Here is a 21,430-nt window from a genome sequence, read left to right as displayed (position 1 = left end):
CCGGTGCCGACGGTCAGCCGAAACGGCCGGCGTTGCGGACCGCCCAGTCGCGGAAGCTGTGCGGCTGCCGGCCGGTGATCTCGGCGACGGTCGGTAGCACCGGCGACTCGTCCAGTGACCCGTCGACATAGAAGTCGAAGAACGCGTCCACGTACGGTTTCGGCATCGTCGCCGCCATCTCCCGCCGGGCCACGTCATCGGGCTGTGCGACGAAGCGGAGATCACGGCCGAGCACCTCGCCCAGTACGGCGACCCGGTCGGCCGGCCGGGTCGCCTCCGGTCCGGAGATCCGGTAGGTCCGGCCGGCATGGCGGTCATCGGTGAGGGCGGCAGCCACCACGGCGCCGATATCGGCGGGATCGATGACGGCCGTCGCGACCGCACCGAACGCTGCCGTGACGACGTCACCTTGTCGCAGTTGATCACGCCAGGACAATGCGTTCGAGGCGAACATGCTCGGGCGGACGATGGTCCAGGACAATCCGCAAGTGCGTGCCAGGTCCTCGCTGTCGATCATGTAGCGGGTGATCGCGTTGCTCCGATCGCCGCTGCCGGCGGAGACTCCGGACAGTTGGACCAGCCGCCGGACGCCGGCCCGGTCCGCCTCGGCGAGGATGGTCGCCGTACCGGAATAGCCGGGCAATCCGAAGATGCCGTCGACGCCGTCCAGCCAGGGCCGGACGGACTCCGGCCGGTCCAGGTCACCGACCGCGCGCTCGACACCGTCGGGGAGAGGGGTATCGGCCGATCGGACCAGCGCACGGACCGCTGCGCCCTGGTCGAGCAGGGCCCGAACCACCTCACGGCCGGCATTGCCGGTCGCACCGCTGACCAGATACATCTGCTCTCCTCGTTCACGAGCGGGTCGGCCGGTCCGCGGACGATGCCGGGACCGTCCCGCCGTACGGTAGGCCGGTCCGATCGCCAGACGCCGCCCTTTCGGCCCCGCCCGAACGGTCCGCCTGAGCCGGCGGCGTCGACAGCAGGACGGGTGGACTCCTGCGGAATGTCTTCCACAACGCCGCCGAGCTGGTCGCCCGCGGGGCCGGCCCGTCTTTCTATCGACCCAAGCTCGAATCGCGTCACCACCGGCGCCTACCATCGACACCTGGTCCGGGTCCGTTGACCAAGATCATCTCCCGGTCACGATGAGCGCCATGGTCGGCTATGTGAGATAGTGCGGCAATGGCTATGACGGCGCAGGTGAAGGCGGAGCTCGCGACGATCAAGGTCACCAAACCTCATGTGCGCAAGGCCGAGGTGGCCGCGACCCTGCGGTTCGCCAGTGGTCTGCACATCGTCAGCGGCCGGATCGTGATCGAGGCCGAGCTGGACACCGGTGCCGTTGCTCGGCGGCTGCGGACCGACATCGCCGACGTGTTCGGTCACTCCTCAGACCTCGTCATCGTCAACGGTTCCGGTATCCGTCGCGGCACCCGCTACATCGTCCGGGTGATCAAGGACGGCGAGGCGTTGGCCCGTCAGACCGGGCTGATCGACGGCCACGGCCGGCCGGCCCGCGGGCTGCCGCCGCAGGTCGTCGGCGGCGGTATCGAGGAGTGCGTCGCCGCCTGGCGGGGCGCCTTCCTGGCCCACGGTTCGTTGACCGAGCCGGGGCGGTCGATGTCGCTGGAGGTCACCTGCCCGGGCCCGGAGGCGGCCCTGGCGTTGGTCGGCGCGGCCCGTCGGCTGAACATCTCGGCCAAGTCCCGCGAGGTCCGCAACGTCGACCGGGTGGTGATCCGGGACGGTGACGCGATCGGTCAGCTGCTGACCCGACTCGGTGCGCACGAATCCCTGATGGCGTGGGAAGAACGACGGATGCGCCGCGAGGTGCGGGCCTCGGCCAACCGGCTGGCCAACTTCGACGACGCCAACCTGCGGCGGTCCGCGCGAGCCGCCGTCGCGGCCGGTGCTCGGGTCGAAAGGGCATTGGAAATCCTCGGCGACGACGTACCCGATCATCTGAAGGCCGCCGGCATGCTGCGGGTGGAGAACAAGCAGGCCAGCCTGGAGGAGCTCGGGCAACTGCACACCCCGCCGCTGACCAAGGATGCCGTGGCCGGCCGGATCCGCCGACTGTTGGCCACCGCCGACAAGCGCGCCGCCGAGATCGGCATCCCCAACACCGAAGCCAGCCTCAGCCCCGACATGCTCGACGACCGCGACTGACACCTGAATCGTTCGACAACTTCGGCTTCTGACAACTTCGGCTTCTGACAACTTCGGGTGGTTGGATCATCACCATGGCGGCGACGTTCGTTCTCATCCATGGGTCGAACGCCAATTCGTTCGGGTTCGCGCCGTTGCAGCGGGAGCTTGCGCTGCTCGGGCATCGGTCGCTGGCGGTCGATCTGCCGGGGCACGGATTCGCTGCAACCTTTCCGGCCGCGTACCAGGCGCCACAGGATCGCGATGGTCTCGCGACGGCTCCGGCGTCGATCGCGGAGGTCGGCCTGGCCGACAACATCGACCACGTCGCGCAGGTGCTGCGACGGGTACGGGAACACGGCCCGACGATCGTCGTCGCCCACAGCCGGGGAGGTGTCACCCTGACCGGACTGGGCAACGCCGTACCGGACATGATCGACAGGATGGTCTATCTGTCGGCCTGGTGTTGTGTGCGCCGGACGCCGCGGGAGTACTGGGCGCTCCCCGAATTCGCCGACAGCCTGCCGGCCATCGACGGGGTACTCGCCGCTGACCCTGCGGTGCTGGGCGCGGTCCGGACCAACTGGCGGACCGCCGACCCCGAGCAGCTCCGCGGGTTGAAGGAGCTGTTGCTCGCCGACGGGACCGACGACGAGTTCCGGGCCCTGTTGAGCATCCTGCAGCCGGATGAGAACCGTGATGCCGGCGGTCCGGACGACCTCGTCCGCCCCGACACCTGGGGCCGGATCCCGCACAGCTATCTGCGGCTGACCGAGGACCGATCGATCCCGATCGGACTGCAAGATCTGTTCATCGCCGAGGCCGACTCGCTGCTGCCCGACAACCCGTTCGACGTACACACCCTGCAGACGAGTCACGTCGGGCCGTTGGTCCGACCGGCACCGGCGGCGGCGATCCTGGCCTCGCTGGTTGATCGAGACGATCTGGCCTGATTGAGGGGATGCAGGATCGGCAGGTCTTTGCAAGACTCGGTGACCGGGTGCGCCGCCGGCCGGCGCACTTCCGAGTCGGCGTCATCCCCCGGACGCCGGTCGGCTGATGCCGCCTGGAGCCGATCGCATGATCATCCGCCCGCTGTCTGCGCTGCGCCGATTCGTCGCAGCCGTCCTCGGACTGGCGCTGATCGTCATCGGCGGCGTCGCGTTGATCATCGCCCCGACACCACCGCAGGCGGCCGCCCAGCAGCTGCCGGTCTGCCCGGACCCCGGCGAGGGCCCGGACATCGGCTACCTACCGGCCTTCACCGACTCCGGGATCGCGGTTTATGCCGGTGGCGACTACCGAGCCGCCGGCGGCGCCGCGGAGTCTGAGGGCCTGCTGGTCGTGCAGGGTAACGCGACCGTGGCGACCTCCGGGCCCTTCAACGTCGGTACCGTGGGGGTCGGCTCGCAGATCGCCCCACCGCCGGGCAGCGACATGATGGTCGTCGGCGGCGACGTGACGGTGCAGGACCCGGCCGCGTTACACGTCGGCGCCAACTCCTTCGACGAGAACGGGACGCTGGTCGGCGGCAACATCAACGCCGGCGGCTCGGTCACCGGAACGATCGACACAAATCACGGTGCGATCATCCAGAACAACGCGAACGCGACCGCACCGTACGACGATTTCGGCCAACTGCTCACCGACACCTCGGCCGAACTCGCCGGACTGACCGACACCGGGACGGTCGCCCGGAGCGGCCAGCAGGTCACCTTCACCGGCGACAACTCCAGCCGGCTGCAGGTGTTCACCGTTTCCGCGGACGATCTGGAGGCCGGTCGCGAGTTCGCCTTCACCCAGATCCCCGACGGTGAGAACGGTGGCTGGGCGTCGATCGCGATCAACGTGATCGGCGACCCGGGGCAGTTGACCCAGACCTTCGTCAGCATCAACGGCACCCGGGTCGACGACTTCAACGCTCCGGGCCATGCGTTCGGCAACGCCGCCCGGTCCCTGCTGTGGAACTTCACGGATGCCACCGCAGTGACCATCGGTGGCAGCTCCCAGACGATGGGTACGCTGCTGGCGCCACGGGCGGACATGTCGATCAGCGCCAGCACCAACGGACGTGTCCTCGCCGGCGGCGACCTCACCACCTCCGGGGTCGGCAACGAACAACACAACTATCCGTGGAACGGCAACGACGAATTCGACTGCATCCCACCCAATCCGGCACCGACCGGATCGATCGAGATCAGCAAGAGCCTGACGCCGGGCTCGCCGCTGGACGAGGACCTGAATTCCGACGGCCAACTGCCCCGATTCCACGGCGCCGTCGACTGCCAGCTCGATGAGGGCAGCTACCACGAGGCCTTCACCATCCGGCCGCCGTCGACCGTGCAGCTCGACGGACTGCCACTGAACGTGCCCTGCACGGTGCAGGAGGATCTGACCGCGACCGACCAGGGCACCTCGGCCGACGGATACCGCCCGGTCGACATCGGAGCATTCGCCTGGGCAACACCGGTGATCACGATCAACGGCGAACAGACCAACGAGTTCACCGTCACCGAGGAATCGCCGTCGAGCGACATCAAGATCACCATCGCCAACACGCTGTTGGGGTCGGCCGAGCTGACCAAGTCCGTCACCGGAGCACCGGCCGGCGACACCTCGTACGCGATCAACTGGAGGGCCGAGAACGCCGACGGCGAACCGGTGGACGGCTATCTCGCCGGCGACGACGATGCGCCGGCCGAGCCGGTCGCCGACTCGTCTTCCGGCACCATGACCCTCGCCGACGGCCAGACCGCGACACCACGCAGCGCCGACGGTGCTGCACTGCTGTTCCCGACCGGCACAGTGATCAACTTCGCCGAGGCGACCCCGGACCAGATCCCCGGCTACAGCTGGCAAGGCGTCACCTTCGATCCGGCTCAGGCGACCGTCGGCGTCGACGGCAAGGCCACGGTCGACGTCGGCGCGACCAACGCCTACCGGGCCGACAACGCCACCTTCCAGATCGCCAAGGCGATCACCGGCGACGGAGCCGGCGACGTCCCGCCGGACACCGAATTCCGGATCGAGTACGCCGTCAACGGCGAACCGGCGGACGAACCACTGGTGATCCTGGCCAACGGGTCGGTGCAGACCGGGCCGACCCTGCAACACGGCGACACGATCAGCTTCAGTGAACCGGATCTGCCCGACGTACCCGGCGTGGACTGGGGCACGCCCGAGATCAGTCCACAGACGATCACCCTGGACGCCACCGCGGACCAGCCGACGCAGGTCGTCGTCACCAATCGGGCCGATACGGCGGACGCGAGTTTCCGGATCCGCAAGGAGATCACCGGCGACGGCGCCGACAAGGTGCCGGACGACACCGTCTTCAGCATCGACTACACCGTCAACGATGTGCCCGCCGACGAACCGCTGAGGATCACCGCCGACGGAGCCGTTGTCGACGGCCCGACGCTGCAGCACGGCGACGTGATCACCTTTTCCGAGCCCGACCTGCCGACTGTGCCGGGGGTCAGTTTCGGTGCGGTCAGCATCGATCCGCAGACCCTCACCCTGGACGCCTCCGAACCCGACGTCACCGTCACGGTCACCAATCAAGCGCAGCAGCGACACGGGACCTTCCAACTCCGCAAGGCGGTGGACGGCGACGGCGCCGGGCTGGTGCCACCCGACACGGAGTTCTCCGTCGGCTACACCGTGGACGGGCAACCGGCCGATCAGCCGTTGATCATCACCGCCGACGGTGCGATCACCCAAGGCCCCACCGACCTCGACGAGGGCGCGACGGTTGAGTTCACCGAGGTGATGCCCGCCGACGACCTGGGCGGGATCAGTTGGCAGGGGGCGGAGATCACTCCGCAGTCGATCACCATCGATCCCGATGCGGCCACCCCGGTGGTGACGGTCACCAACACCTACAGCACCGATCCTGCGAGCTTCCGGATCCACAAGACGATCACCGGTGACGGTGCCGATCTGGTGCCACCGGACACGAAGTTCTCCGTCGACTACACCGTCAACGGTGCGCCGGCCGACGAACCGTTGACGATCACCGCCGACGGCACGGTCGTCGACGGACCGACGCTGCGACACGGCGATGTCGTCTCGTTCAGTGAGGCGCAGCTACCGAATGTTCCCGGGGTAGCGTGGGGAGCGGTGTCCATCGATCCGCAGACGATCACCCTGGACGCCGACGAGCCGCCGGTCGCGGTGACCGTCACCAACCACGCGATGCCGAAGGATGCGTCCTTCACCATTGCCAAGGAGATCACCGGCGACGGTGCCGATCGGGTCCCCGCCGACACCGAGTTCACCGTGGACTACACCGTGAACGGTGAACCGGCGTCCGATCCGTTGGTGATCACCGCCGACGGCGCCGTCGTGCAGGGTCCGATCCTGCGGCACGGGGACGTGATCAACTTCACCGAGGCCACACCGGAACCCGTCGACGGCATCACCTGGGCCGAACCGACCATCGAACCCGAGACGATCACCTTGGACGCCGAGGCGACCTCGCCGGTCGCGGTCACCGTGACCAACAAGGCATCGCTGGACGATGCGGCCTTCCGGATCCACAAGTCGGTCACCGGTGGTGCGGCCGACAAGGTGCGGGGCGACACCGCGTTCATGATCGACTACGCCGTCAACGACATCCCGGCCGCCGAACCGCTGAAGATCACCGCCGACGGCGCTATGGTCGACGGCCCGACGCTGCGACACGGCGATGTGATCACCTTCAGCGAGCGGCCGCCGACCCCGATCCCCGGCGTGGCCTGGAGCGATCTGTCGATCACACCGAGCACCCTCACCCTGGACAGCAGCACACCACCGGTCGAGGTGACGGTGACCAACACCGCGACGATCAAGGAGGCGACCTTCCGGATCCACAAGTCGATCAGCGGCGGCGGAGCCGGCCTGGTCGACCCGGACAGTTCCTTCGTCATCGACTACACCGTCAACGGACGGCCGGCCGACGAGCCACTGCGGCTGAAGGCCGACGGCAGCGTGGTCGACGGACCGACCCTGCGGCACGGCGACAAGATCAACTTCTCCGAGCGGCGACCGTCGAACCCCGGCGTGCAGTGGCTCGATCCGCTGATCACGCCCGAGTCGTTGACCCTGGACGCCGACGCCGAGGATGTAGCGCTGGTCACCGTCAACAATCAGGCCGACCGGACCCCGAAGCCGACACCCAAGCCGACCCCGACACCTGAGCCGACGCCGACACCTGAGCCGACTCCGACACCGGTGCCGAGTGAGACACCTGAGCCGACCCCGACGCCGGGACCGTCCGACGGCTCCCGGCCCGGCGGAGACAACGGAGGACCGGGCAACGCAGGCAACGGTGGCCAGGATGTCGCCGAGACCGGAGCCCCGGACCTGATCGTGCCGGTCGTCGGCGGCCTGCTCGCCCTGATCGCCGCCGCCGGCGCCTTCTGGGTGGCCCGCCGCCAGCGCCGCCCCCGATGATCCCGCTTCTGAGGTGGGGTGGCAGTGCACGAGAGTGGTTAAGACCAGAGACCAGGTGGTCTGTGATGCAGACCACTAGGGGAGGCGGTTATACCAGCAAATCTCGCGGCACGCTAGCCTGAGGGCGCAATGGGACGAGAGTGCCTGAGCGCAGCACCTTTTCGCAGACAACCCCAGGGAGTAATACCAGCATGACCGTACGCGTTGGCATCAACGGCTTCGGCCGCATTGGACGCAACTTCTTCCGGGCCGCCCTGGCCTCGAACGCCGACATCGAGGTCGTCGCCTTCAACGACCTCGGTGACGATGAGACCCAAGCGCATCTGCTCAAGTACGACTCGATCCTCGGCCGTTACCCCGGCGAGGTGTCCGTGGTCGACGGCGGCATCTCCGTCGACGGCAAGGTGATCAAGTCCTTCGCCGAGAAGGACCCGGCCAAGCTGCCGTGGGGTGAGGTCGGCGCCGACGTGGTGATCGAGTCCACCGGCTTCTTCACCGATGCCACCAAGGCCAAGGCACACATCGACGGTGGCGCCAAGAAGGTCCTGATCTCCGCCCCGGCGAAGAACGAGGACGTCACCGTGGTGATGGGCGTCAACGACGGCGACTACGACCCGGCCAAGCACAACATCATCTCCAACGCCTCCTGCACCACCAACTGCCTGGCGCCGCTGGCCAAGGTGCTGGACGACGAGTTCGGCATCGTCAAGGGCCTGATGACGACGATCCACTCCTACACCCAGGATCAGAACCTGCAGGACGGCCCGCACAAGGACCTCCGCCGCGCCCGCGCCGCCGCGCTGAACATCGTGCCGACCTCGACCGGTGCCGCCAAGGCGATCGGCCTGGTGCTGCCGCAGTTGAAGGGCAAGCTGGACGGCTACTCGCTGCGGGTTCCGACCCCGACCGGTTCGATCACCGACCTGACCGTCGAGCTGCCCAAGGAGGTCTCGGTCGACGACATCAACGCCGCCTACCAGGCCGCCGCCGACGGCCCGCTGAAGGGCGTGCTGCGCTACAGCGTCGACCCGATCGTCAGCAAGGACATCGAGACCGATCCGGCGTCCTGCATCTTCGACGCACCGCTGACCAAGGCGATCGGCAACCAGGTCAAGGTCTTCGGCTGGTACGACAACGAGTGGGGCTTCTCCAACCGCATGGTCGACCTGTCGCTGCTGGTCGGCAAGTCCCTCTGACCCGCAAGTACCCCACACCCCTCCGCTGACCCGTCAGTTCCTCCCGCCTTTCTGCGGCGTGTCGAGGACAAACTGACGGGTCAGCGTCGGGTTTTCGGTTTGCAATGTGCTAGGAAGAGAGCTCGATGAAGTCCATTTCCGATCTTGGTGATCTGCAGGGCAAGCGGGTGCTGATCCGCTGCGATCTGAACGTGCCGCTGGACGGCAGCACGATCACCGACGACGGTCGTATCAAGGCGTCGCTGCCGACCCTGAACAAGCTCCGCAATGCCGGCGCCAAGATCATCGTGCTGGCCCACCTCGGTCGGCCGAAGGGGCAGGTCAAGCCCGAGTTCTCGCTCGCCCCGGCAGCCAAGCGGCTGGGCGAACTGCTCGACACCGAGATCAAACTGGCCGGTGACGTGGTCGGCGACTCTGCCGCCGAAACCGTTGCCTCGTTGGCCGACGGCGAGATCGCCATGCTGGAGAACGTCCGGTTCGAGCCGGGCGAGGAGTCCAAGGACGAGGACGAACGTGCCGCCCTGGCGGACAAGTACGCCGCTTTCGGTGACGTCTTCGTCTCCGACGGTTTCGGCGTGGTGCATCGCAAGCAGGCCTCGGTCTACGACCTGGCAGCCAAGCTGCCGAACGCGGCCGGCACGCTGGTCGAAGCCGAGGTCGAGGTGCTGAAGCAGCTCACCGAGAAGCCGGCGAACCCGTACGTGGTGGTGCTGGGTGGTGCGAAGGTCAGCGACAAGCTGGCCGTGATCGAGAACCTGATCAAGAGCGCGGACACCCTGGTGATCGGCGGCGGGATGCTGTTCACCTTCCTTGCTGCGCAGGGACACGGCGTCGGCAAGAGCCTGCTCGAGGAAGATCAGATCGACACCGTCAAGGGCTACCTTGACCAAGCCGAGCAGGCCGGTAAGAAGATCATTCTGCCGACCGACGTGATCGTCGCGCCGGAGTTCAAGGCCGACGCGGCACCGACCACGGTGACGGTCGACCGGATTCCCGAAGATCAACTCGGACTGGACATCGGGCCGGAGTCCGCGCAGGCCTTCGCGTCGGTGATCACCGAAGCCAAGACGGTCTTCTGGAACGGCCCGATGGGCGTCGCCGAATGGGAGGCGTTCGCCGGCGGCACCAAGGCCGTCGCCCAGGCACTGACCGAGGTCGACGGGCTGTCCGTCGTCGGTGGTGGCGACTCGGCTGCCGCCGTTCGTGATCTTGGTTTTGCCGATGATCAGTTCGGGCACATCTCCACCGGCGGTGGCGCCAGCCTGGAATACCTCGAAGGCAAGGAACTGCCGGGACTGGCCGTCCTCGGCTGACCCGTAGAGTAGTCAGACCGAGATCGCAGAGTAGAGAGAACAAGCATGCGCAAGCCGTTGATGGCCGGCAACTGGAAGATGAATCTGAACCACGTCGAGGCCGTCGGCCTGGTCCAGAAGCTGGCCTGGACGCTGGAGGACAAGAAGCACGATCCGGAACAGTCCGAGGTCGTCGTGCTGCCGCCCTTCACCGACCTGCGGACGGTGCAGACCCTGATCGACGGCGACAAGCTGAAGCTGGGGTACGGCGCCCAGGACGTGTCGGCGCACAATGCCGGCGCCTACACCGGTGAGGTCTCGGCGGCGATGTTGCACAAGCTCGGCTGCGAGTACGTCCTGGTCGGCCATTCCGAACGCCGGCAGTATCACGGCGAGGACGATGCGCTGATCAACGCCAAGGCCAAGAAGGCGCTGCGGTCCGGGATCACGCCGATCATCTGTGTCGGCGAGGAATTGCAGGTCCGCGAGGAGGGACGCCACGTCGAGCTCTGCTCCGACCAGATCGCCGGCGCCCTGCAGGGTCTGTCGGCCGAGCAGGTGTCCGGCGTGGTGATCGCCTACGAACCGGTCTGGGCGATCGGCACCGGCAAGGTCGCCACCAGTGAGGACGCCCAGGAGGTGTGCGCGGCGATCCGGGCCAAGATCGCCGATCTGTACGAGCAGCCCATCGCCGACGCCGTCCGGATCCTGTACGGAGGTTCGGTCAAGGCCAACAACGTGGCCCAGATCATGGCCGAGCCGGATGTCGACGGCTGCCTGGTCGGCGGCGCCAGCCTGACGGTCGACGAGTTCGCCGCCATCGCCCGCTTCTACGCCCTGCCGCAGATCGGCGCCTGACCCCTTCACCGATCGCACCCCACGTCCGACCCGATCCAGGCAACCGATCGAATCGTCCGGGAAACGGGCGACTCGATCAGGAAACGATCGGGACCAAACGATTCTCGCAACGTCTGAAACGTGAGTTAGGGTTACTGGGTGATTTCCGTGGTGCCGATGATGAGCTTTCCGATGACGGCCGTCTCGATCGTGCTGATCGTCACAAGTCTCGCGCTGGCGCTGGCCGTGCTGATGCACAAGGGCCGCGGCGGCGGCTTGTCCGATCTGTTCGGCGGTGGCGTCTCGTCCTCGATGGGCGGCGTCTCGGTCGCGGAGCGGCAGCTCGATCGGATCACCATCATCGTCGCGGTGATCTGGCTGGCCAGCATCATCGCACTCGGCCTGATGTACAAATTCGGTGTCTGAGACCTGACCGCGTTCGGTCGGCGCCTCGCGACGCCGGCTCGACGCTTCCGAGTTCGTAGCGAAGATCGACCAAAGGGGAAAGATCGTGGCTGGTGGGGGAAGCGCCATCCGAGGGAGTCGTGTCGGCGCTGGTCCGATGGGCGAGGCCGAGCGCGGCGATGCCGCACCGCGGCTCTATGTCTCCTATTTCTGCAGCAACGGGCACGAGACCCGGCCCGCTTTTGCCGCCGACGCGCAGGCTCCGGACACCTGGGACTGCCCGCGCTGCGGACTGCCGGCCAACCTGGACTCGTCCAACCCGCCGCCGCCACCGAAGAACGAGCCCTACAAGACCCACCTGGCCTACGTGAAGGAGCGCCGCAGCGACTCCGAGGCCGCCGAGATCCTCACCGAGGCGCTGGCGTCACTGCGCGATCGCCGCGCCCGCGGTGAAGTCATCTACTGAAGCCGAGGCCTTCTGAGTCGGTCGACTGACCGCTCAGCCCATCGACTTGGCCCCGTCCAACGTCTCCCGGATGATGTCGGCGTGCCCCGAGTGCTGCGTCGTCTCGGCGATGATGGTCAGCACCGCCCGCCGCGCCGACCAGGCCTTCTCGGTGAACCAGGGCGCTTCCGGCAGCGGCGTCATGGTGTCCAGTGACGGCAGCGACCGGATGATCTCGTCGGTCTCCTGAGCCACCATTGCGTACGCCTCCAGGACACCCGCCAGGGTCTCTCCCGGCAACAGTTGGAAACCCTTCTCCCGCTCGGCAAAGTCTTCCTCGGTCCAGTCGGCGAAGTCCCTGCCGTCGTCCGACGCCATCGCCGACGGGCCCTCGACCAGGAACCGCGCCCAGTTCCGTTCGCTGTCGGTGACGTGCTTGATCAGCCCGCCGATGCAGAGTGCGCTGACGGTCGGCCGAGCCGCCGCCTGCTCGTCGGTCAGCTCGCGAGCGGTGTACCGCAGGAAGTAGCGGGCCTGAGCCAGGGCGGCGAGCAGATCCTCACGCTCACCGGTCGATGCCGTGGTGGTGGTGCTGGCGGGGGTGGTTGCAGTCATGGTCGGGCCTCTCCTCAGTGAACCGCCGGACGACTTCCGATCGGCTTGAGAACGAGCCTATGGCCAATTGCTGACAGTTTTTGTCCTCAATAGCGAGCAGAATGTGGCCATGGCCAACACCAGTTCGCGGACCCTGCGCCTGCTGTCACTGCTCCAGACCCATCGTTTCTGGTCCGGCGAGGAACTGGCAGACCGACTGGACGTCTCGGTGCGGACGCTCCGTCGTGACGTCGATCGGCTGCGTGAGCTCGGCTATCCCGTCCAGGCAGATCGCGGGATCGGCGGTGGCTATCAACTGGCTCCCGGCGCCTCGTTGCCGCCGTTGGTGCTGGATGATGAGGAAGCGGTCGCGCTCGCGGTCGGCCTGCAGTCAGCGGCGAACGGATCGCTGACCGGCATCGCCGAGGCATCGGTCAGGGCCTTGACCAAGGTGGTGCAGGTGATGCCTCGGCAGCTGCGGCGGAGGGTCGAGGCGATCGGTTCGACGACGGTCGCGACCCAGTGGGGCGAGCAGGAGTCGGCCGACCCCGAGCTCCTGGTGCTGCTGGCGCAGGCCAGCCGGGACGACGAAAGCATCCGTTTCGAGTATGTCGCCCGGGATGGGGCGGCGACCAACCGACGGGTCGAACCGGTCCGTCTGGTGACGGTCGGTCGGCGTTGGTATCTGGTCGGGTACGACCTGGATCGTGGTGACTGGCGAAGCTTCCGGCTCGATCGGATGGCCGCCGCCCGTCGTACCGGCCGGCGGTTCCTTCCCCGGGAGGTGCCGGGCGGTGACGCCGCGGCGTATGTCCGGGCAGGGTTGGAGCGCAACGCCGGGCAGGCCAGGGTGAGTGCCGAGCTGCGGGCGCCCGCCGAACTGATCCGGGACCGGATCGGTCGGTGGGCCGAGGTGACGGCACTGGACGCCGATCGCTGTCGAGTGGACATGGGGGCCGAATCGCTGGAGTGGGCGATCTTTGCGCTCGGTGTCGCCGACGCTCCGATCGTCTCCTGCGCGCCTGCGAGCTTCGCCGCCCGACTCGAGGATTGGTCCCGGCGCTTCCGGGACGTGCCGCTGACGATGTCCGACCCGGATGCCGGGGGAACCGGTCATCCGTTCGAAAGCTGATCCATGGACTTTGTCAGGAATCGACATCGGCTGCTCCGAACGGAAGCAAAATGCGTTTGATAGACCGCAGCGCGGGGCATGATGAGGGCAATTCCGAGGACTGGAGTTGCCATGAGTACATCAACCATCATTTGGATCATCGTCATCGTGGTCGTCGTCCTGCTGATCATTGCGATCATCGCGGGAGTGACCCGCGGTCGGCGCGCAGCGAACCGTCGGAAGGCCGCGGAGCTACGCGACAAGACCGAACAGCAGAAGGCGCAGCTGCAGAAGAGCGACGCCGACGCGCGAGCGACCAGGGCCGAGGCCCAGGGTGCGCGGGCCGAAGCCGATCAGCACAGTGCAGCTGCCGAACAGCAGGCAGCCGTGGCTCAGCAGAAGAACGCCGAGGCCGAGAAGGTCGAGGCGGATGCCGCTGCCAAGGAGTCGGATCGCGCCCAGCAGGAAAAGGAACTGGAGGAGACCCGTCGGGAAGCCGACCGGGTGGACCCCGATCGGCCCAATCCGACCGATGAACCGACCGCGGCCGAGTCGGCAGCGTCGAGCGATGGCGCGGCTGCTGGTGCAGGTACGGCTGCCGGTGCGGGGACAGCTGCTGATGCGGGTACGAGCGCCGATGGAGGCGACAGCGCGGGTGCACCTGACTCCGCCGGTGTGGGTGAACCCGCGGGTGCGGGTGATTCTGCCGGTGCCGGTGAGCCGGTCGGTGCGCGTGAATCCACTGATCTCGGTGAAGGCGCCGGGACCGGTGCCCCGGCCCGCGCGGATGAGACCGGGCAGGGCCGGACGACCAGTGCCGGTGACGCCACCGCGGAGGACGGCTCGCGTGCTGCGGGTGATGCGGCGGAGGACGACCACGGGCCCGGTGCCGGCGCAGTCGGCGCAGCCGGAGCCGTCGGCGCGGTTGGTGCCGCCGGCGCCGTGGCAGCCGGCTCCGGAGGGGACGACGAATCCGATCAAGGGCAAGCTGGCTCCCCGGAGCGGCAGTCGGAGTCCGTCGGACAGGGAGACCGTGCCGACACGGCCGGCGCCGCGGAAGGTTCGGCCGCCGAGCCCGGGACCGCGGCTGCCGAGCCCGGGACCGCGGCTGCCGAGCCGGCCGATCGGCCGGGCGAGCAGCCCACGGAGGAATACGGTCGGGCCGGCGAGCAGCCGGGGCAGGCTGACGACAATGCGTCGTACGGGCAGGTGACGGAGCCGGGCACTCAGCACGGCGAGCCGCAGGATCAGCAAGGGGCTGACTCCGGGCAGGATCTGTCGACCGGTGCGGAGGCCCCGTCCGATCAATACGGCCAGGCCGATCAATACGGCCAGGCCGATCAATACGGCCAGGCCGGTCAATACGGCCAGGCCGGTCAGTTTGAGCAGGGCGACCAATTTGACCAGGCCGATCAGTCCGGCACCTCAGATCACTATGGCCAGTCAGATCAATACGGTCAGTCAGGTCAATTCGGCCAGGCGGATGAGCCTGGCCAGTCAGATCAGTACGGCCAGCCAGATCAGTACGGTCAGCAGGGCGATTCCGCTCAGTACGGCCAGCCGGAGCAGCACGGCCAGACCATCGACCCGGTGGCGCCCCAGGACGGCGCCACCGGCGGACCGGCCGAGCAGTATGGTCGGCCTGCCGATCAGGGGGCTGCCGGTGAATACGGTCAGGCTGGGGATCCGTACGGACAGCCCGGTGGCGACCAGACCTCCGGCGGTGAGTTCGGCTCGCCCGACCAGCCCGGAGTAGCTCCGGCCGAGCCGGCTGTCCCGTACGGAGACCCCAACGACGCCGGGGCGTCCGCGCAGTACGGGCAGCCGGGTCAGGACGGGCAACCGGACCAGTACGGGCAGCCAGGTCAGGACGAACAGTCAGGCCAGCACGAAGCAGGGCCGTATGACCAACCCGGCAACGATGCGACCGCCGGTCAGTACAGCCAGGGCGATTCGTACGGCCAGGAGGTTTCCTCCGGCCAGGGCGATCAGGTCGGACAGGGGCAGTACGGCCAGGGCGAGCAGGTCGGCGAAGGCGGACAGTACGGACAGTACGAACAGCCCAGCCAACCGTCCGCTTCGACCGGCGAACCCGCCGGCCAGCCGGGTGAACAGTCGAGTGAACAGACTGGGCAGCGGCTCGATCCCTACGGACGGCCGATCGCATCGTCCTCGCCGTACGCCGAGCAGCCTGCTCCCGCCGATCAGCCCTCCCAAGCCGGCCAGCCGGCCGGCGATCAACCGGGCGGCGATCAACCGGGCGGGCAGGGCTACCAGTCCGAGCCAGGCGACCGGTACCAGTCACCGGGCGCCGAGCCGCAGGGCCAGCGGCTGGATCCCTACGGCCGACCGATCCCGCCGTCATCGCCGTACGGCGATCAGGGCACGGATCCAGTGCCGCCGCGCGATCCTGGCACCGACTTCCCGGTTCGGGAGCCGGGCACCGACTTCCCGCCGACGGAGCCGGGCACCGACTTCCCGCCGACGGAGCCGGGCACCGATCTGCCGCCGAGAGAACCGGGCACCGACTTCCCGACCGAGGAACCAGGGCCGGACGGACCGCCGCAGCGGCAGTGAATCAACGCTGACCGATGAAGTCGGCGCAGCGTTCGCCGATCATCATCGTGGTGATGTTGGGGTTGACCGTGGTCAACTCCGGCATCACCGAAGCGTCCGCGACCCGCAGCCCGCTGACACCCTTCACGCGGAGCTGCGGGTCCAGCGGTGACTGAGCGTCGTCGACGGACCCCATCCGTACGGTGCCCGCCGGGTGGTAGACGGTGTTGTGGGTCCGGCGGATGTAGTCGGCGATCTCGTCGTCGGTGTTGACGTCGGGCCCGGGGTAAAGCTCGACCCCCGCCCACTCGGCCATTGCGGGCCTGCCGACGATCTCGCGGGCCAGTCTGATCCCGTGGGTCATCACCCGCAGATCATGGTCGTCGGTGAAGTACCGCGGGTCGACCATCGGCTTGTCGCGAAAGTCGCGGGACCGCAGTCGGACCGTGCCCCGGGACCGGGCATGGGTGACGTTCGGCGTCAGACAGAATCCGTTCTCGGTGGTCGGATAGCCCTGCCGCGCGGTGTGCATGTCGAACGGCACCGATCCGTAGTGGTACATCAGATCCGGTCGGTCGAGCCCCTCCTCGGTGGTGGTGAAGATTCCGATCTCCCACCATTGCGTCGAGGTATTGATCATCGGCTGCTTGGCCTCCCACTGGATCACCCCCTCGGGATGATCTTGGAGTTGAGCGCCGACACCGGGTGAGTCGACCAGCAGTCCGATTCCGTGCTCGGCAAGGTGATCGGCGGGCCCGATCCCGGACAGCATCAGCAGCTTGGGCGAATCGATCGCTCCGGCGGACAGCACCACCTCACGGTCTGCGCCGTAGCTGCGGGTGTGGATCAGGTCCGGTTCCAGTACGTCGACGCCGGTGCACCGGCGGGAGTCGTCGAAGTTGATCTTCTTGACCCGATGATCGGTGAGCACCGTCAGATTGGGCCGGTCCAGGATCGGGTGCAGATAGCTGACCGAGGACGAGGCCCGGACACCGTCTTCTCGACCGTTGATCTGGAAGAAGTTGGCACCACGGGTGATGGTGGTCCCGTCGTTGAACTGCACCCGCGGGATACCGGCCTGCTGACAGGCGTCGAGCAGTGCGACACCGCACGGATCGGTCGGCGGCACCTGCCGGATCCGGACCGGACCGTGATGGCCGTGGTGAGCACCGTTCTGATCGTTGTTCTCGAGTTTGGTGAAGTAGGGAAGGGATTTCTCGGCCTCCCAGCCGGTCGCTCCCATCGCAGCCCACTGATCAAGATCCTCGGCCGGAGCCCAGAACGCGATGCACGAGTTGTGTGACGAACAGCCGCCCAGCACCCGAGCCCGTGCATGCCGCATGAAGGAGTTGCCGCGCTCCTGCGGTTCGATCGGATAGTCCCAGTCGTAGCCGGATTCGAGGAGCGCCATCCAGCGGTCCAGCTGCAGGATCGCCTCGTCGCCGACGTCGGACGGACCGGCTTCCAGGAGCGCCACCGTGACGTCGCTGTTCTCGCTCAGCCGAGCGGCCACGGCCGCGCCGGCCGACCCGCCACCGACCACGATGTAGTCGTATCTGATCTCGGTCATGTTTCCTTTCTCAGACGCCGACCCGTCAGTTTCTCCCCGACACGCCCGGCATGTCGGGGAGCAATTGACGGGTCAGCGGGTTGGGGGTGGGGTGTTGGGGAACCAGCCGGTCACCTCGGGGCGGAGGTTGTGGTAGATGTGCTTGGCCTCGCGGTACTCGTCCAGACCGGTGGGGCCGAGTTCGCGGCCGATACCGGACTGGCCGAAGCCGCCCCACTCGGCCTGCGGCAGGTAGGGATGGAAATCGTTGATCCAGATGGTGCCGTGCCGCAACCGTTGCGCGACCCGCTGGCAGCGGCCCGCGTCACTGCTCCAGACCGCACCGGCCAGACCGTAGCGGGTGTCGTTGGCGATCTCGACCGCCTCGTCCTCGCTGCCGAAGGTCTCCACCGTGACGACCGGCCCGAACGCCTCGTCGGTGACCGCCGCCGAGCCGCGACGGACACCGTCCAGCACGGTCGGCAGGTAGTAGCTGCCGACCGCCAGGTCTCCTTCGCCCCAGCGGCCGCCGCAGCGCAACACCGCACCGTCGGCGACCGCCTGCTCGACGTAACCGGTCACCTTGTCGCGGTGCGCCGTCGAGATCAGCGGTCCGGTCTCGGCGGCCTCGTCGAACGGCCCACCGAGCCGGATCTGCTCCGCGCGACGGACCAGCTCGTCGACGAAACGATCATGGATGGATTCCTCCACCACCAGCCGAGCGCCGGCAGAGCAGACCTGACCGGAGTGTACGAAGGCGGCGTTCAGTGCGTTGTCGACCGCCGCGTCGAAGTCGGCGTCGGCGAAGATCACATTCGGATTCTTGCCGCCGAGCTCCAGGGCGACCTTCTTCACCGTTGCTGCCGCCGACGCTGCGATGATCTTGCCGGTGGCCAAGCCCCCGGTGAACGAGACAAGATCAACATCCTCGTGCTCGGACAGCGGTGCACCGGCCACCGGGCCGGCGCCCAGGACGAGGTTGGCCACCCCGGCAGGCACGCCGACCTCGGTCAACAGCTCGATGATCATGATCGCCGTGTGCGGGGTCAGCTCACTGGGCTTCAGGACGAAGGTGTTCCCGGCGGCCAGTGCCGGCGCGATCTTCCAGGCAGCCTGCAACAATGGATAGTTCCACGGCGAGATCAGGCCGCAGACCCCGACCGGTTCATAGCGGATCCGACTCAGCACGTCCGGGCTGCCCGCGTCCACCAGCCGGCCGGCGTCCTGGGCCGCGAGCTTGCCGAAGTAACGGAAGCAGGCAGCGATGTCGGCCATGTCGATCTGGCTCTCCACGAACCGTTTGCCGGTGTCCAGGGATTCGGCACGGGCGAAGGCGTCGGCCCGTTCGGTGAGCTGATCGGCGACGGCGATCAACAGATCGCCGCGTTCGGCAGCCGGTCGGGACGACCACTCGCCGGCGTCGAAGGCTCGGCGTGCGGCGCCGATCGCCCGGACGGTGTCGTCGGCGGTCGCCTCGGAGACGGTGGCCACCAACGTACCGTCGGCGGGGCAGTGGATGTCCCGTGTTCCGCCGTCGGCAGCGGGCACCCACTGGCCGTCGATGAAGAGCGTGGCTGGTCCGGTCATGATCTCCTCGCTGGGGCTGTCTCGTTCATGATCATCAGGGCTGGTCTTCAGCCGGTGGCCACCGGATCGCCATCGGTCAGCGGACGGCTGTCCAGATGCAACAACTGCAGGTGGCGTTCGTACTGGTCGAGGATGTCGTTGATCAACTGTTCCTTGCTGTAGCCGGTGATGTCGTAGCCCTGGGTCCCTTCGTCCAGGCAGACCTCGATCCGGTAGTAGCTGTCGTCGTGCTGGGGCAGGCGACTGGCGAAGGACGGCGTCCGGTGCTCCTCCGGCCACAGCCGGTAGCTGAAGTCCGGATGATCATCCCAGCTGACCACAAGATCGACATGGGGCAGCCCGATCTCGTCGATCTGCTGTTCGGACCAGGTTGCGGCGGCGCCCCGCTCGGTCAACTCGGCCCCGACCTCACCGATCGCCGGCCGACCCACCGACTCCAGGTACCGCAGCGCCTGCTTCTTCGTCGGATAGCTCATCACCCGGGCCAACCGCTGCCGCCAACTGGGCTGCGCGCCGTCGACCGGCGTGGTCCGACCGGAGAGGCTGCCGGGCAGCGCCACCCGCAGCGAATCGATCTTGCGACCCTCGTACTGCAGCGCCCGATACAGCCCGAACATCACCAGGTACATCACGAACGAGAACGGCAGTCCCATGATCATCGTCGCGCTCTGCAGCGTGGTCAGACCGCCGGCCAGCAGCATCCCGAGGGTCAGCAGACCGGTGGCGCAGGCCCAGAAGATCCGCAACCAGTTGGGCCCGTCCTCGCCGGCGGCGTGCAGCCGGGAGGTGAAGTTGGACAACACCAGCGCACCGGAGTCGGCGGAGGTGACGTAGAACAGCAGACCGGTGATGATCGCCAGGGTGATCGTGACCGGCGCCAGCGGGAACTGCTGCAGCAGATCGTAGATGCCGCGTTCGGGTGCGTCCATGGCCTGTTGACCGAACTGCTTGCCGGCCGGCCCGCCGCGCAACACGCGATCCATGGTGCTGTTGCCGAACACCGATACCCACAGCAGGACGAAGATGAACGGGATGCTGAGGGTGCCCGCGACGAACTGGCGGATCGTCCGGCCCCGGGAGATCCGGGCCAGGAACAGGCCGACGAACGGTGCCCAGGCGATCCACCAGGCCCAGAAGAACAACGTCCAGGTGTTCATCCATTCCTGCGGGTTCTCGAAGGCGTACGTGTCCAGGGTCATGCCGACGAATCCGGAGACGTAGTCACCGACGTTCATCACCAGACCGTTCAGCAGGAAGGTGGTCTTGCCGGTGATCAGGATGAACAGCATCAGCGCCAGCGACAGGGCGACATTGAGTTCAGACAGTCGTCGGACGCCGCGGGCGACACCGGAGACGACCGACAGGGTGGCCATCAGCACCGCCAACAGCAGCAGACCGAGCTGAGCCGGTATCCCCTCCGGGATCTTGAGCAGCACGAACAGTCCGCGGTTCAGCATCGCGACCCCGATGCCGAGCGAGGTGGCCAGCCCGAAGATCGTACCGATCACCGCGGCGATGTCGACCAGGTCACCGAGCCGACCCCAGACCCGGTCGCCGAACAGCGGATGCAGCACCGAACGGATGCTCAGCGGCAGGTTGCGACGGTAGGTGAAGTAGGCCAGCGCCATGCCCATCAGTGCATACATCGCCCAGCCGATGATGCCGTAATGGAACAGGGTCCAGACCACCGCCTGTCGAGCCGCGTCCAGCGTCTCCCCGCCGCTACCGGACGGCGGTTTGAAGAACTGGTAGGCCGGCTCCGACACCGAGTAGAACATCAGGTCGGTGCCGATGCCGGCGGCGAACAGCATCGCCGCCCAGGTGAAGAGCCGGAACTCCGGCCGGGACTGTTCCGGTCCGAGCTTGATCCGTCCGGAGCGGGAGACCCCGACCGCGATCACGAAGATCAAGATCACGGCGGCGGTGACGATGTAGTACCAGCCGAAGACGCCGGAGATCCAGCCGACCACGACGCCGATCGCAGCCTCGGTCCCGGCCGGAAAGATGATGGCGAGCGCAGCGACGGCGAGGATGACACCGGCGGAGCCGAAGAAGACGGTCCGGTTCAGCACCTGCCGAACGGCGCTCTGACCCTGCGCGAGCGGGTCGCTCGATGGCCCGGTCGTTCCAACGGTTGCTCGGTGTTCGCTCACACTGACCCCTCGTCGGTCGGGCAGGACGAGCGGCCGACGGTGGCCACCCAGGCGCCGCGGACTGCGAGCGGCACGCGGGTTCAGCTAACCACCACCACTCGGCGGTTGGCCAATTCGG

Annotated in this window: 15 protein-coding genes; 10 read left to right on the top strand and 5 right to left on the bottom strand. The window is 67.5% G+C overall.

Annotated elements, in window-relative coordinates; all coding sequences use genetic code 11:
* Positions 1 to 13: 13 nt before the first annotated feature.
* A complete protein-coding gene (locus tag BLU38_RS03940) occupies positions 14 to 841 on the bottom strand; it encodes an NAD(P)H-binding protein (protein ID WP_091520190.1) in 828 nt (275 codons plus the stop codon).
* A gap of 344 nt (positions 842 to 1,185) precedes the next feature.
* Between BLU38_RS03940 and whiA the strand changes: the two genes are divergently transcribed.
* The 8 genes from whiA (at position 1,186) to BLU38_RS03900 (ending at position 11,783) form a co-directional block, all read left to right on the top strand.
* A complete protein-coding gene (gene whiA / locus BLU38_RS03935; protein ID WP_091520186.1) occupies positions 1,186 to 2,172 on the top strand; it encodes a DNA-binding protein WhiA in 987 nt (328 codons plus the stop codon).
* Between the two features lie 74 nt (positions 2,173 to 2,246).
* Positions 2,247 to 3,104 carry an alpha/beta hydrolase gene (locus BLU38_RS03930; protein ID WP_091520182.1) on the top strand — a complete coding sequence of 286 codons (858 nt, stop codon included), beginning with the start codon at positions 2,247 to 2,249 and terminating at the stop codon, positions 3,102 to 3,104.
* Positions 3,105 to 3,231: 127 nt separating this feature from the next.
* A complete protein-coding gene (locus tag BLU38_RS03925; protein WP_172836067.1) occupies positions 3,232 to 7,587 on the top strand; it encodes a DUF5979 domain-containing protein in 4,356 nt (1,451 codons plus the stop codon).
* Between the two features lie 191 nt (positions 7,588 to 7,778).
* Positions 7,779 to 8,783 carry a type I glyceraldehyde-3-phosphate dehydrogenase gene (gap, locus tag BLU38_RS03920; protein ID WP_091520175.1) on the top strand — a complete coding sequence of 335 codons (1,005 nt, stop codon included), beginning with the start codon at positions 7,779 to 7,781 and terminating at the stop codon, positions 8,781 to 8,783.
* A gap of 125 nt (positions 8,784 to 8,908) precedes the next feature.
* Positions 8,909 to 10,096, top strand: a complete 1,188-nt coding sequence (locus tag BLU38_RS03915) for a phosphoglycerate kinase (RefSeq protein ID WP_091520172.1) — start codon at positions 8,909 to 8,911, stop codon at positions 10,094 to 10,096.
* 45 nt (positions 10,097 to 10,141) lie between these two features.
* Positions 10,142 to 10,933, top strand: coding sequence for a triose-phosphate isomerase (tpiA, locus tag BLU38_RS03910; RefSeq protein ID WP_091520169.1), 792 nt, complete (start codon positions 10,142 to 10,144; stop codon positions 10,931 to 10,933).
* A gap of 171 nt (positions 10,934 to 11,104) precedes the next feature.
* The gene (secG, locus tag BLU38_RS03905) at positions 11,105 to 11,338 is read left to right on the top strand and encodes a preprotein translocase subunit SecG (protein ID WP_197680159.1); all 234 of its coding nucleotides are present in this window, start codon (positions 11,105 to 11,107) and stop codon (positions 11,336 to 11,338) included.
* Positions 11,339 to 11,423: 85 nt separating this feature from the next.
* Entirely contained in the window at positions 11,424 to 11,783 is a 360-nt protein-coding gene (locus tag BLU38_RS03900) for an RNA polymerase-binding protein RbpA (RefSeq protein WP_091520166.1), read from the top strand.
* A 33-nt stretch (positions 11,784 to 11,816) separates the two neighbouring features.
* Here BLU38_RS03900 and BLU38_RS03895 read toward each other — a convergent pair whose 3' ends face one another.
* Positions 11,817 to 12,377 carry a DinB family protein gene (locus BLU38_RS03895; protein ID WP_091520162.1) on the bottom strand — a complete coding sequence of 187 codons (561 nt, stop codon included), beginning with the start codon at positions 12,375 to 12,377 and terminating at the stop codon, positions 11,817 to 11,819.
* A 109-nt stretch (positions 12,378 to 12,486) separates the two neighbouring features.
* Between BLU38_RS03895 and BLU38_RS03890 the strand changes: the two genes are divergently transcribed.
* Both BLU38_RS03890 and BLU38_RS03885 read left to right on the top strand, forming a co-directional pair.
* Positions 12,487 to 13,488: a helix-turn-helix transcriptional regulator gene (locus BLU38_RS03890; protein WP_091520160.1), complete on the top strand. Its 1,002-nt coding sequence runs from the start codon at positions 12,487 to 12,489 to the stop codon at positions 13,486 to 13,488.
* A 111-nt stretch (positions 13,489 to 13,599) separates the two neighbouring features.
* Positions 13,600 to 16,044 carry a hypothetical protein gene (locus tag BLU38_RS03885; protein ID WP_091520156.1) on the top strand — a complete coding sequence of 815 codons (2,445 nt, stop codon included), beginning with the start codon at positions 13,600 to 13,602 and terminating at the stop codon, positions 16,042 to 16,044.
* A 1-nt stretch (position 16,045) separates the two neighbouring features.
* On the opposite strand, the gene BLU38_RS03880 is transcribed toward BLU38_RS03885, so the two are convergent.
* The 3 genes from BLU38_RS03880 to betT all read right to left on the bottom strand — a co-directional run bounded on the left by BLU38_RS03880 (position 16,046) and on the right by betT (position 21,312).
* Positions 16,046 to 17,593, bottom strand: coding sequence for a GMC family oxidoreductase (locus BLU38_RS03880; RefSeq protein WP_091520153.1), 1,548 nt, complete (start codon positions 17,591 to 17,593; stop codon positions 16,046 to 16,048).
* 72 nt (positions 17,594 to 17,665) lie between these two features.
* Positions 17,666 to 19,159, bottom strand: coding sequence for an aldehyde dehydrogenase family protein (locus BLU38_RS03875; protein WP_091520149.1), 1,494 nt, complete (start codon positions 19,157 to 19,159; stop codon positions 17,666 to 17,668).
* Between the two features lie 47 nt (positions 19,160 to 19,206).
* On the bottom strand, positions 19,207 to 21,312 hold the full coding sequence (gene betT, locus BLU38_RS03870; RefSeq protein WP_269458156.1) for a choline BCCT transporter BetT: 2,106 nt from the start codon (positions 21,310 to 21,312) through the stop codon (positions 19,207 to 19,209).
* Positions 21,313 to 21,430 lie beyond the last annotated feature (118 nt).

Origin of the sequence: Microlunatus soli (assembly GCF_900105385.1) — a bacterium.
GTDB classification, from domain to species: domain Bacteria; phylum Actinomycetota; class Actinomycetes; order Propionibacteriales; family Propionibacteriaceae; genus Microlunatus; species Microlunatus soli.
The sequence above is the reverse complement of the archived record's forward strand: the minus strand, read 5'-3'. Positions and strand labels throughout refer to the sequence as shown.